Genomic DNA, 13,033 nt, shown 5'->3' with positions numbered 1-13,033 from the left:
CCGCCCCGCCGCGGAGACAGCCATGCCGAACGCGAGTAAGACGGCGATTGTCAAATCGGCCATGCGGACGTTTGCAGTTCTGGAGTTCTTCCGGGAAACGAAGCGGGCTGCTTCCATGACTGAAATTGCTTCCGCATTGGGAATGCCCCAATCGAGCACGTCAGTGTTGCTGCGCAGCCTCGTAGAACTGAACTACCTCGAATACGAGCGGAAGACCCGGCGCTTCATCCCTAGCTACCGGGTCAATCTGCTCGGTGACTGGATCCGTCGTTCTCCCTTCCGTGACAAGAAGCTGACCGATCTGATGGAGGAACTCTGGACCGCAACGGGCGGCGAAACCGTCATGCTCGGGCAACAGACCGGCGCCGCCGGGATGCGATATCTGCACGTTGTCCCCGGCGGCTCTCAGCTTCAGTACACGGCGCATGCCGGTCAAATACGGCCGATGGTTCGGACCGCGCTCGGTCACGTGCTGCTGAGCCAAATGCCGAACACCAGGATTCGCGGCATTATCCGTCGCAACAATGCCGAGGAGCCGAGTCAGCCGGCGCGGGTTCGCGAAGCGGCCTTTCTCGAGGAGATCGAGCGCATTCGCCGCCGCGGCTTCTCCGAGTCGGGCGGCCGCACGACGCCAGGTGCAAGCACGATCGGCATGCTTGTTCCCCTGCCAAAACGACGCGCTCCGCTGGCGATCGGCATCGGCGGCCCGATCGAGCGAATTGCAGCAAAGCGCGAGCACATCATTGAAGTGATGCAAAGCCGGCTGAAGGAACTGGCAGATGGAGCCGGGTCGAGGTTCGTCGAGAAATGACTTCTCGAAAGCTGTAAGCATCGTGCGGATGGCTACGCGACTGCACAACACGTTCGATGTCGTCCCGGCCTGGTGCGCAATTGCGCCCGGGAGCCGGAACGACAACGGGAGAAATTGCGAGGGCTCGCAAGAGTTACGACGCCAGCGCCTCCTCCGGCATCACGGCCGCGAGATGCTGGCTCTCGGCGACGGCGCGGTTGGTGATGCGGCCGCGATGGACGTTGAGGCCGGCGCGCAGATGCGGATCCTCGACCAGCGCGCGCAGTCCCTTCGAGGCCAGCGCCAGGCCGAACGGCAAGGTGGCGTGGTTGAGCGCGTGGCTCGAGGTCACCGGCACGGCGCCCGGCATATTGGCCACGCAGTAATGCACGATGTCGTCGACCAGATAGGTCGGCGCCTGGTGCGTGGTCGGCTTCGAGGTCTCGAAGCATCCGCCCTGATCGATGGCGACGTCGACCAGCACCGCGCGGCGCTTCATGCCTGCGAGCTGCGCGCGCGACACCAGCTTGGGCGCGCTGGCGCCCGGCACCAGCACGGCACCGATCACCACGTCAGCTGCGAAGACTTCCTGCTCGATCGCTTCCAGTGTGGCGTAACGGGTGCGGACGCGACCGATGAACAGGTCGTCGAGCGCACGCAGGCGCGGCAATGAGCGGTCGAGAATGGTGACGTCGCTGCCGAGGCCTGCGGCCATCCGCGCCGCATGGGTGCCGACCACGCCGCCGCCGATGATCGCGACCCGCGCCGGCGGAACGCCCGGCACGCCGCCGAGCAGCTTGCCCATGCCGTCGGCGGATTTGCGCAGCGCGGCGCCCGCGGCCTCGATCGCAAGGCGGCCGGCGACCTCGCTCATCGGCGCCAGCAGCGGCAGCCCGCCATGCGCGTCGGTGACGGTCTCATAGGCGACCGCCGTGCAGCCGGAGGCGATCAGCCCCGTGGTCTGCGGCACGTCGGGCGCAAGATGCAGATAGGTGAACAGGATCTGCCCCTCGCGCAGCCTGATCCATTCCGACGGCTGCGGCTCCTTCACCTTGACGATCATCTCGGCGACGGAGAACACCTCTTCGGCGGTGTCGGCTATCCGTGCGCCGGCCTGGGTATAGGCGTCGTCGCCGGCCCCGATGCCGTCGCCGGCGCCGCGCTGCACCACGACCTCATGGCCATGCGCCACATATTCCCGCACCGAGGCCGGCGTCAGCCCGACCCGATACTCCTCGATCTTGATTTCCTTGGGCACGCCGACGCGCATAGTCCGCTCCTTGCAAAATTGGTTTCCGCCAACCACAAGGCTATGCCCCGTCACACGGCGTTTCTCAGCGAATTCCGGCTTGCTCACAGCCAAATACGCTCATATCCTTCGCGGCAAGCTCAGCGAATGAAGGAAAACTGCGTGGACGGTCTCGATCGTATCGATCTCAGAATCCTCGCCGAGCTGGTCACTGATGCCCGCGCCAGCCAGATCGAGCTGGCCGAGAAGGTCGGGCTGTCGCCGACCGCCTGCGCGCGGCGCATCCGCCATCTCGAGGAGATCGGCGTGATCCGCGGCTACCGCGTCGACCTCGAACCGTCGGCGCTTGGCCTCGTCACGACCGTCGTCGTCACCATCACGCTGGAGAAGCAGAGCGAGGATTATCTCGCCGCCTTCGAGGCCGCGATCGCGCGCTGTCCCGACGTCGTGTCGTGCCATCTGATGTCGGGCAGCGACGATTATCATCTGCAGGTCATCGCCCGCGACATCGCCGACTTCGAGCGCATCCACAAGCAGCATCTGTCGCGGATGCCGGGCGTCGCGCGCATCCATTCCAGCTTCGCGATGCGCGAGGTAGTCCGCCGCACCATTCCCGAGACCGCGTTGCGCGGCTGAAAGCCAATCGCGGCGTCAGCGGCTCGCACGCGGCCACATCCGCGCCAGGGTCTCATCCTTCTTGACGAGAACATGCCACAGCGTCGCGGCGATATGCAGCGCGACCGCCGCATAGACGAACCAGGCAAGCAGGCCATGTGCAAGCTCACCCGCCTCCGCCACCGACTTGTTGTCGGCGAACAGGCGCGGCCAGCTGAAGGTCCAGAAATAGCGCAGCGAGTAGCCGCCGGCCGACGAGAACATGTATCCGGTCACCGGCATCACGAACAGGATGGCGTAGAGCGCCCAGTGATTGAGCCGTGCCGCGATCCTGATCAGCGGCGAGAACGAGGCCGGCTCGGGCGGCGCCGTAGTCGCGGCGCGCACGATCAGCCGCAGGATCGCCAGGAAGAACAAGGTGACGCCGAGCGACTTGTGCACCTCGAGCAGCTCGCGCCGCGGCGACGTGCCGGCCGGCTGCAGCCCGCAATACAGCCCGATCAACATCGCGGCGATGAACAGCACCGCTGTCGCCCAGTGAATCCTGCGCAGCAGCGGGTCGTAGCTGGCCGTCATATCCGTCGTCACAGGGTGCCTTCACATGAAGCCAGCCCGTGCGGGTTCGGCCCGAAAGAGGAAGCCGTTCTGTAGAGGATCGGGCCGGGCCTGCCTACCCGCCGCGGGTGTCATATTCGATCACGATCGTGAACCTGGGTAGCCCGTCTCCCTCCACCGTCATTCCGGGATGCGTGCGCAGCACGCAGGGCCCAGAATGACGAGAGAGGGGTTTGGCGGGCTGCGCGTTGTCACAATCGGCGCGCCGCTCGCTCACTGTCACAAACGCCGCGCTGTCACAAACACTGTCACAATCCCGTAGCCGCCCGGCCTGCACCACACGCATTTTTTAGTCGTGATTCGCGGCCTTCTATGACAGAATTACTACAGTTCAATATCAGTTCGGTTACACGCGGAGCGGTGAATGAGCATGGAGTGGCGGGCGCGGCCGGTTTCGCTGGCTTGGTCAAATCCAGTGGTCCGGTGGTGGGGCTTCCTGAGCTTCGTCAGCGCCGTCAACATCGCGATCTGGTTCGCGCTGTACCGCCAGTTCCATGAGCAGTCGAACGGCAGCTTCAGCAACACCTCCGGCATCGGCCTGATGATGCTGCTGTGCGCGGCCTATGTGTTCGGCTGCGCCTTCCGTTCGGTGCTGCCGCGCGCCGACGTACAGCGCATCTGCCTGTTCGACCACTGGCTGTCGAGCGTCATGGTGGGCCGCACCGTCGCCACCGTCGCCGAGGTCTGCTTCGCCGCGCAATGGGCGATCATCCTGCATCAGCTCGGCACCATGACCGGCGCCGAGACCACCGTGAATATCGCCTGGATCATCGTGCCGCTGATCGTGATCGCGGAATGCTTCTCCTGGTATGCGGTGCTGACCACGCATTATCTCTGCAACGCGATCGAGAACTCGATCTGGGCCGTGGTGTTCTTCCTGGTCGGGATCGCGCTGTGCCGGCTGCTGCCGGAGTTTCACGGTCCGGTGCGCTGGGCCTTCATCACAGCGATCGTCGGCATCGCCGCCTTCCTCGCCTTCCTGATGACCGTCGACGTCCCGATGTACCTGAACCGCTGGCGCGCCAATCTTGCCGCAGGCGGCACGCTGCTGCATCCGCTCGACGGCCTGCGCGATGTCAGCCGGCGCTGGGTCGTGACCCACGACATCGCCGAGTGGCGCGAGGAGATCGCCTGGATGTCGCTGTATTTCAGCATGGCGGTGTGGTCGAGCCTCGCGCTCTGCGTCGGCTATTCGCTCGAGGATCAGCTGCCGCGCTACCGCACCGAGCCCGCGATCGTCAGCACGGCACCGGCAATCGTGGCGACGTCACCGGCGATCGCCGGCACAGCATCGGCAGCGCAGCACACCGCGACGATCGACGCGGCGGCGCCGTCGCAGAATTGATCGAAGCAAGCCGCGCGCGGCTTGTGGCCGCGAGCGCTTTCGGAGTAAAGGCAGGAGCATCCCCGCCCCTCCGTCAGCGCGTTTCATGCCCCGCATCACCATCATCGAGACCGGGCTCGTCAGCCCGCAGTTCCGCGAGCGCCACGGCAGCTATCCGCAGATGTTCGAGCGGATGGTGGCCAATTCAGATCCGTCGGTGACCTGCGACGTCGTGAGCGTCGCCAAGGGCGAGACGTTGCCGGATCCGGCCAATTTGGATGCGATCCTGATCACAGGATCGGCGGCCGGCGTCTATGACGATGTCGCCTGGATCGCGCCGCTCGAAGCCTTCGTGCGCACAGCCCATGACAGGCATGTTCCAATGGTCGGTATCTGCTTCGGCCATCAGCTGATCGCGCAGGCGCTCGGCGGCACGGTGCGCAAGTCGGACAAAGGCTGGGGCATCGGCCGGCACATCTATCAACTGGCACCGGACAACGGCCTGCTCGAGGGCGAGACGATCGCGGTGGCCGCCTCGCATCAGGACCAGGTGATCACCCCGCCCGCCTCCGCGCGCACCATCATGTCGTCCGCCTTCACGCCGCATGCCGGGCTGCTCTATGCCAACGGCACGACGCTGTCGGTGCAACCGCATCCGGAATTCACCGCCGACTATGCCGATGCGTTGTGCGACCTGCGCCGCGGCCTCGCCCCGGACGCCGTGGTCGACACCGCCAAGGCCTCGCTCGCCGGGCCGCTCGACCACGCTGCGCTCGGCGGCGTCGTGACGCGCTTCCTCACGCGCCGCACGCCCGTGTGAGACAACACCTCAGGTCATGCTGCCCGGCATGAAGCAGCGTACGCGCGGATGGCCGTCGATATAGTGCTTCCACACCATGGTGCGCCCGACCTTGTTCGGCTCGGTGATCAGGGCCTCATCGGGCACAACGACCCATTCATTGTCGATATGGACGCGATAATGCCCGTGATCCGACTCCCAATCGGGATCGGCGACAACAGATCCGTCGGCGTCCGAGCAGCATTGCCCATAGCTGCTGCGCAGGCTTTCGAACCAGGGCTTTAAAGGTGAATTGGCGTAGCGGCCGTCGTCGCGCGCCAGGGTCGGCGATGTCGTCCACATCGTGGATGTCAACCACATCGTCCCAAGCAGCAGTGCCGCACGCGTGATGGCGTGCATGGTCTCATCTCCGCAGATCTCGATTCCGCTGCGGGCGCACATCACTCCTGTTTGTCCGCGACATTGCCGTCGCAGGCAAGAACGCGACGAATCGGCGCCCCAGCACCTGCCCTTGAAGTATGCAAAAGCAGCGCCAGACCGCATTCCGGGAGACTACTGCCGACGAAAGTCGGGTGCGCAGTACGGCTCAAGCCGTACCGCAGCTCGATCACCGGCTGACTGCGGCAACCTCGGGAACGAGCGGCGGCGCACTGCGCGATGCCGCCTGCAACGCGCATTCGACGAACCGGCGAGGCAGCAGCGAGGCGTTCGAGCGCATTGCCACCAGCATGCGGCTCTCGGCATCCAGCGTGTCCAGCGCTTTCGCGACGACGTTCATAACGCCGGCATGCTGATAGCAAGACGGTAGAATCGAAAGCCCGATCCCTGCCGCGACGAGGCTAAGCACGGTGCGCAGTTCGTGCGCCTCCTGCGCGATACGCGGGGCAAAGCCCGCACGCCGGCACAGCATCGCCGCCTGATCGCCGACGCCGCAGCCGCTCTCGACCATGCCGACGAATTCGTGCTCCGCAAGATCGGCAACGCTGAGCTTGCCGGGTGCGGCGGCGAGCGGATGATCGGTCGGCAGGAACACCATCAGCCGGTCGCGCCAGACGACATGAACCTGCAGATCGGCAGCCGGCCGGAAGTCGAGCGGCGGCCGCATGATCGCGACATCGAGCTCGGCGTCGGCGAGAGCCTGGAGCTGCTTCGCCGTCGACATGTGCCGCAGCTCGATCTTCACCCGCGGATAGCTGGCGCGGAAACTGCGGAACAGCTCGGCAAACATGTCGAGCATCGGAACGGAATCCGTGAAACCGACGCGGACCGCGCCGGCCTCGCCGCGCGCGGCACGGCGCACGGTCTCCGACGCGAGGTCGAGCTCGCTGACGGCGCGCCGCGCGTGCTCCAGCAGCAACTGGCCGGCCTGGGTGAGCTCGACGGCACGCCGCGTCCGCGACAGCAGCTGCGTCCCGAGCTCCTCCTCCATCGCCTTGATCTGCGTACTGAGCGGCGGCTGGCTGACATGCAGCCGTTTGGCGGCGCGGCTGAAGCTGAGCTCCTCGGCCACCGCGATGAAGTAGCGAAGCTGCCTGTAGTCCATCGCTTATTCCGATTCCCTATAAGTGACGGGTCAAAGCGGTATTTGACCTCCCAGGACCGTTTCCCGATCTTGGCGCCAAAACGCGGATGCTCCAAGGGGCAATACGCGCAGCCGGTCAGCCATGCGAAATCGCCGCGAATAACAGGCGTTCCGCCCGGTTCGGATCACGGGCGCGATAACAAAAAGCAAGGGAGGATTTCAATGGGCCAAGCGTCCGTCAGCGAGCTGGAACAGCAAACCATCCGCAGCGTCTATTGGCGGCTGATCCCGATCCTGTTTGTCATGATGTTCTTCAACTATCTCGACCGCATCAACCTCGGCTACGCCGGGCTGACGATGAACAAGGACCTCGGCCTCAGCCCCGCGATCTTCGGCTTCGCGGCCAGCATCTTCTTCCTCGGCTACATGGTGCTCGAGGTGCCGAGCAATCTGATGCTGCACTGGCTCGGGGCGCGGATCTGGCTGGCGCGGATCCTGATCACCTGGGGCCTCGTCGCCACGCTGACCGCCTTTGTCTGGAATCCGCTCAGCCTCTACGTGATGCGGTTCGGCCTCGGCGTCGCGGAAGCCGGCTTCATGCCGGGCGTGGTGTTGTACCTGACCTACTGGTTCCCCTCGCGCTATCGCGCCCGGGCGGTTGCCGGCTACATCATCGCCGGCTCGTTCTCGGCCGTAGCCGGCGGTCCGATCTCGACCAGCATCATGACGTTCCTCGACGGCGCCGCCGGCCTGCATGGCTGGCAATGGATGTTCATCGCCGAGGGCGTGCCGACCATTCTGCTCGGCCTGTTCACGCTCTATTATCTGACCGACCGCCCGGCCAAGGCGAGCTGGCTGACCAAGGAGCAGGCCGCCTGGCTGGAGGGCGAGCTCGCCGCCGAGCGGGCCGAGATCGAGCAACAGGGGCAGCACAGGTTGATCGAATGCGTCCTCGATATCAGGGTCTGGCTGCTGGCCGCGCTGTTCGGCTGCGCGCTGGTCGGCATCTATGGCCTGCTGCTGTGGCTGCCGCAGATCATCAAGGGCATGGGCGATCTCAGCAACATCCAGGTCGGCTTCCTCTCGGCAATCCCGCCGCTGCTCGGCGTCGTCGGCACCATCGTGGTCAGCCGCAGCTCGGACAGGACGGGCGATCGCAAGTTTCATCTCGCGGCCGTCTATCTGCTCGCCGCGGTCGCGATGCTCGGCAGCGCCTATGTCGCGAGCCCGGTGCTGGCCTTCGTATTCCTCTGCATCGTCGGCTTCAGCCTCAACGCCGGCAATCCGCTGTTCTGGAGCATCAACGCCTCGCTGCTGACCGGCGCGGCCGGCGCCGCCTCGATCGCCATGGTCAACACGCTGGCGCAGTTCGGCGGCCTGATCGGGCCGTGGTGCATCGGCCTGATCAAGGACTCCACCGGAAGCTTCTCCTGGGCGCTGGTCGGCATCGCCGGCTTCCTGTTCGTCGCCTCAGCCATCGCCACCACCATGCGCGTCAAGCCGCGCGAGACGGAATTGACTGGCGCGATCCCGTCATCCGTCACCCACTGACACCCCTGCCAAGGACGTAATAAGGACGCAACCATGATCATCGATTGTCACGGTCACTACACCACCGAGCCGGCCAAGCTGCAGATCTTCCGCGACAAGCAGCTCGCCGGCCTCGCCGACAGATCGCGCCGGCCGCTCACCACCAATCTCGGCATCACCGACGACGAGATCCGCTCCAGCGTCGAGGGCGCGCAGCTTCGCCTGCAGAAGGAGCGCGGCACCGACGTCACGATCTTCTCGCCGCGCGCCGCCGGCATGGCGCATCATGTCGGCAAGGAAGCGACCAGCCGCGAATGGACCACGATCTGCAACGACCTGGTGCACCGGGTCTGCACACTGTTCCCGCAGAATTTCGTCCCCGTCTGCCAGCTGCCGCAGAGCCCTGGCGCCAAGCCTGCGAACTGCATCGAGGAGCTGGAGCGCTGCGTGACCCAGCTCGGCTTCGTCGGCTGCAACCTCAACCCCGATCCCGCCGGCGGCTATTGGTGCGATCCGCCGCTGACCGACGAGTGGTGGTATCCGCTGTATGAGAAGATGGTCGAGCTCGACGTGCCGGCGATGGTCCATGTCTCCTCGTCCTGCAATCCCTGCTTCCACGGCACCGGTGCGCACTACCTCAACGGCGACACCACCGCCTTCATGCAGTTCCTGACCTCGGACCTGTTCAAGCGCTTCCCGACCCTGCGCTTCATCATCCCGCATGGCGGCGGCGCGGTGCCCTATCACTGGGGCCGCTACCGTGGCCTCGCGCAGGACATGAAGCTGCCGCCGCTGTCGGAGCATCTGCTCAAGAACGTGTTCTTCGACACCTGCGTCTATCATTTGCCCGGCATCGAGCTGTTGACCCGGGTGATCCCGGTCGAGAACATCCTGTTTGCGTCCGAGATGGTCGGCGCGGTCCGCGGCATCGATCCCGAAACCGGGCATCACTTCGACGACACCCGCCGCTACATCGATGCGCTGCCGCTCAGCGCCGAGGACAAGGCCAAGATCTTTGAAGGCAATGCCCGCCGCGTCTATCCTCGCCTCAACGCCCATCTCGACCGCCGCGCGCACTGAATCCGCGCTCAAGCAGACCCCGGAGAAAACCGATGGCCATAGGATTTGCAATTCACAAGGCGGAGCGGAAAGTCTCGCCCGACCTGGTCGCGCGCTATCGCACGCTTCCGGTCGCCAATATCAGCGATGTGATGTCGCGGATCGCGGGCACCAACCGGCTGCGGCCGATGCATAAGGGCGGCTGGCTGGGCGGCCCGGCGCTGACCGTGAAGACCCGGCCCGGCGACAATCTGATGGTGCACAAGGCGATCGACCTCGCCCAGCCCGGCGACGTCATCGTGGTCGATGCCGGCGGCGTGCTGGTCAACGCCATCATCGGCGAGATCATGTCGACACTGGCCGAGAAGAAGGGCGTGGCGGGCTTCGTGATCGACGGCTCGATCCGCGATGCCGGCGCGATCCGCGCCGGCTCGTTTCCGGTATTCGCCGCCGGCGTCGCCCATCGCGGGCCCTACAAGGACGGCCCGGGCGAGATCAATTGCGCCATCTCGATCGACGGCATGATCGTCGAGCCCGGCGATCTCATCGTCGCCGACGACGACGGCGTGCTCTGCGTGCCCCATGACGAGGCCGAGGCGATCTGCAAGCTGACCGAGGCCAAGAAGGCGACCGAGGAGAAGGCCATCCAGCAAATCCTCGCCGGCACCAGCGACCGCCGCTGGGTCGATGAGGCGCTGCAGCGGCTCGGCTGCGAGTTCAAGGACTGACCTCGAATCGATCCCAGGGGGCAGGAATGCCTGCCTCTTGGGCACCAATCCGCGCAAATTGGACCGAAATCACCGCCCGTATCGGCTACGCGCACCCGCCCGCGGGGCATCGGGAATTTTTCCCGATGACCGATGGAAAAGAATCCCGAACCTCCGGGACACATCTCATTTGCCAAAGCTCCACCGCTCCCGCAGTCTCAAAGCCAGGGTTCGTCGGGGATAAAAAGCCGAACCGCGACAATGGGTGGGCGTCATGGCTGGTGCGTTGTTGCGCGCGGCAACACGATTTCTGTCTTCTTCGGTCTACACGCGCGGCGCTGCGGCCGTGCTCACCGCCATCGGAGCCGCAGCGCCGCTGGCCGCGGGCGCCCAGACCCCCGCTCCCGCTGAGCTGCCGCCGGTCACCGTGATTGCTCCCTCGCCGCTGTCGGGCACGCGCAGCATCAAGCCCGCCGCCAAGCCGGTGGCGCGGCCTTCGCGGACCGCCCGAACCCGGGCCGCGCCGGCACAGACCGCGGCGGCGCCTGAGGGCGGCGCCGGCGTTCCGAGCCCGTCCGACCGCGACTCGAGCCTGCTCGACCGCGACAAGGTCCCGTCCAACACCGAGGTGCTGACCTCGGCCGATTTCAGCCGCAACTATTCGACCAACTTCCTGGACTCGGTGAATCGCAAGCTGCCCGGCGTCACGCTCACCGATCAGACCGGCAACCCGTTCCAGCGCACGCTTGATTACCGTGGCTTCGTCGCCTCGCCGGTGCAGGGAACGCCGCAGGGCATCGCGGTCTACCAGAACGGCGTCCGCATCAACGAATCCTGGGGCGACGTGGTCAACTGGGATTTCATCCCGGAGAAGGCCATCGACCGGATTTCGCTGGTTCCCAACAATCCCATCTTCGGCCTCAACGCGATCGGCGGCGCGCTCAGCATCCAGATGAAGAACGGCTTCACCTATCAGGGTTCCGAGGCCGAACTGTTCGGCGGCTCCAACGGTCGCGTGCAGGGCAGCGTGCAAGCCGGCGGCCAGAGGGACAACATCTCCGCCTATGCGGCGTTCGAATCCGCTTACGATCGCGGCTGGCGCGACTACGCCAATTCGTCGCACATCAACCGGATGTATATCGACGTCGGCGCCCGCAACGACCAGACCGAATTCCACGTCAACTTCACCGGCGCCAGCAACCTGCTCGGCAATGTCGCGGCAACGCCGGTCGAGATGCTCAATCAGCGCTGGTCCAGCGTCTACACCTGGCCGCAATCGACGCTGCTGCAGCTCGCCTTTGTCAACGCCACCTTGAGCCACAATTTCTCGGACACCTGGTCGTTCCAGGGCAACGCCTACTTCCGCGGCTTCCGGCAGACCCACGTCGATGGCAACGGCACCGACGTTGCGCCCTGTGACGATCCCACGACCTTGTGTATCGGCGACGACCTTCCGATTTACGGCCCCGCAGGAGGCCCCTCGGTTCCGAACACGCTGGGCAACGCTTTCCTCGGCGAAATCGACCGCAACCGGGCCGCGACCAACAGCTACGGCGGCACCGCGCAGCTGACCAATTCGGACCAGCTGTTCGGGCACGACAACCACGTCGTGATGGGTGTCAGCGTCGACCACGGCAACACCAAGTTCACGGCGACCAGCGAGCTCGGCACGATCGATCCCAACAACCTGTTCGTCACCGGCACCGGCGTCTTCATCAACCAGCCCGACGCAGGTCTCAGCCCGGTCGATCTGCGCGCCACCAACACCTACACCGGCGTCTACCTCACCGACACGTTCGACGTGACCAACAGGTTCTCGGTGACCGCGGGCGGGCGTTTCAACTACGCCCAGATCGATCTAAAGGACCAGACCGGCACCAACGACCTGCTCAACAGCAGCAACCGCTTCCAGCGCTTCAACCCGGTGATCGGCGGCACCTTCAAGATCACGCCGAACCTCACCGCCTATGCCGGCTATTCGGAAGCCAACCGCACGCCGACGCCGCTCGAGCTCGGCTGCTCCGATCCCAACCATCCCTGCATGATCGACACCTTCCTGGTGGCCGACCCGCCGCTCAAGCAGGTGGTGTCGCACACCGTCGAGGCGGGCCTGCGCGGCAGCTGGGGTCGCGATGCCAGGACAGGCGTGCTGAGCTGGGGGCTGGGCGCGTTCCACACCTTGTCGGACGACGACATCATCCAGGTGGCGAGCCCGCTCGGCGTCAACAATTTCGGATACTTCCAGAACGCCGGACAGACCTTGCGCCAGGGCATCGAGGCCAAGCTCGACTATCGCATCGATCGATGGAACGCCTACGCCAACTACACTTATGTCAACGCGACCTATCAAAGCGCGATCACGCTGTCCTCGCCGAACAATCCGAACGCGCTGACCAGCGACGGCGGCGCGCAATTTGTCAACGTGACTCCCGGTGACCACATCCCCGGCATTCCCGCTCACCGCTTCAAGGCCGGTGTCGACTACAACGTCACCGATGCCTGGAAGGTCGGCGCCGACCTCAACGTCGTGGGCAGCCAGTGGCTGATCCATGACGACACCAACCAGAGCCCGAAGGTGCCGGCCTACTCGGTCGTCAATCTCCACACGTCATACCAGGTCACGAAGAACATCGAGGTGTTCGGCCTGATCAACAATGTGTTCAACCAGCATTACTATCTGAGCGGCGCATTCTATCAGACCGGCGGCTTTGTCAGCGCCGGAGGCGGCGCCAACCTGATGGCGCAGCTGAGCGATCCCCGCGCCTTCGTGCCCGGCATGCCGCTCGCCGCCTATGCCGGCATCAGGGCGAAGTTTTAGTTTAG

General features: G+C 65.2%; 12 protein-coding genes. 8 read left to right on the top strand and 4 right to left on the bottom strand.

Annotation, left to right across the window (positions count from 1 at the left end):
* Positions 1–22: 22 nt before the first annotated feature.
* On the top strand, positions 23–811 hold the full coding sequence (locus CK489_RS17290) for an IclR family transcriptional regulator (RefSeq protein WP_050627112.1): 789 nt from the start codon (positions 23–25) through the stop codon (positions 809–811).
* A gap of 133 nt (positions 812–944) precedes the next feature.
* Here CK489_RS17290 and ald read toward each other — a convergent pair whose 3' ends face one another.
* Complete coding sequence (ald, locus tag CK489_RS17285) at positions 945–2,060, bottom strand: alanine dehydrogenase (RefSeq protein WP_095733080.1); 1,116 nt, start codon at positions 2,058–2,060, stop codon at positions 945–947.
* 126 nt (positions 2,061–2,186) lie between these two features.
* Between ald and CK489_RS17280 the strand changes: the two genes are divergently transcribed.
* Positions 2,187–2,675, top strand: a complete 489-nt coding sequence (locus tag CK489_RS17280) for an Lrp/AsnC family transcriptional regulator (protein WP_050627110.1) — start codon at positions 2,187–2,189, stop codon at positions 2,673–2,675.
* Positions 2,676–2,690: 15 nt separating this feature from the next.
* Here CK489_RS17280 and CK489_RS17275 read toward each other — a convergent pair whose 3' ends face one another.
* Entirely contained in the window at positions 2,691–3,230 is a 540-nt protein-coding gene (locus CK489_RS17275) for a cytochrome b (protein ID WP_095733079.1), read from the bottom strand.
* A 409-nt stretch (positions 3,231–3,639) separates the two neighbouring features.
* On the opposite strand from CK489_RS17275, the gene CK489_RS17270 reads away from it, so the two are divergent.
* On the top strand, positions 3,640–4,614 hold the full coding sequence (locus CK489_RS17270) for a hypothetical protein (RefSeq protein WP_050627108.1): 975 nt from the start codon (positions 3,640–3,642) through the stop codon (positions 4,612–4,614).
* Between the two features lie 85 nt (positions 4,615–4,699).
* A complete protein-coding gene (locus tag CK489_RS17265) occupies positions 4,700–5,413 on the top strand; it encodes a type 1 glutamine amidotransferase (protein ID WP_095733078.1) in 714 nt (237 codons plus the stop codon).
* A gap of 9 nt (positions 5,414–5,422) precedes the next feature.
* On the opposite strand, the gene CK489_RS17260 is transcribed toward CK489_RS17265, so the two are convergent.
* Together CK489_RS17260 and CK489_RS17255 are read right to left on the bottom strand one after the other, a co-directional pair.
* On the bottom strand, positions 5,423–5,791 hold the full coding sequence (locus CK489_RS17260) for a hypothetical protein (protein WP_502694124.1): 369 nt from the start codon (positions 5,789–5,791) through the stop codon (positions 5,423–5,425).
* Between the two features lie 208 nt (positions 5,792–5,999).
* Positions 6,000–6,935: a LysR substrate-binding domain-containing protein gene (locus tag CK489_RS17255; RefSeq protein ID WP_050627106.1), complete on the bottom strand. Its 936-nt coding sequence runs from the start codon at positions 6,933–6,935 to the stop codon at positions 6,000–6,002.
* A gap of 201 nt (positions 6,936–7,136) precedes the next feature.
* Between CK489_RS17255 and CK489_RS17250 the strand changes: the two genes are divergently transcribed.
* The 4 genes from CK489_RS17250 (at position 7,137) to CK489_RS17235 (ending at position 13,028) form a co-directional block, all read left to right on the top strand.
* Positions 7,137–8,465 carry an MFS transporter gene (locus CK489_RS17250; protein WP_095733077.1) on the top strand — a complete coding sequence of 443 codons (1,329 nt, stop codon included), beginning with the start codon at positions 7,137–7,139 and terminating at the stop codon, positions 8,463–8,465.
* Between the two features lie 33 nt (positions 8,466–8,498).
* A complete protein-coding gene (locus tag CK489_RS17245; protein WP_095733076.1) occupies positions 8,499–9,524 on the top strand; it encodes an amidohydrolase family protein in 1,026 nt (341 codons plus the stop codon).
* Between the two features lie 32 nt (positions 9,525–9,556).
* Complete coding sequence (locus CK489_RS17240) at positions 9,557–10,231, top strand: RraA family protein (RefSeq protein WP_095733075.1); 675 nt, start codon at positions 9,557–9,559, stop codon at positions 10,229–10,231.
* Positions 10,232–10,484: 253 nt separating this feature from the next.
* On the top strand, positions 10,485–13,028 hold the full coding sequence (locus tag CK489_RS17235) for a TonB-dependent receptor (RefSeq protein ID WP_283807277.1): 2,544 nt from the start codon (positions 10,485–10,487) through the stop codon (positions 13,026–13,028).
* Positions 13,029–13,033 lie beyond the last annotated feature (5 nt).

Origin of the sequence: Bradyrhizobium sp. UFLA03-84 (assembly GCF_002289535.1) — a bacterium.
Taxonomy (GTDB): Bacteria; Pseudomonadota; Alphaproteobacteria; order Rhizobiales; family Xanthobacteraceae; genus Bradyrhizobium; species Bradyrhizobium viridifuturi.
This window is presented reverse-complemented; position numbering and strand designations above follow the sequence as displayed.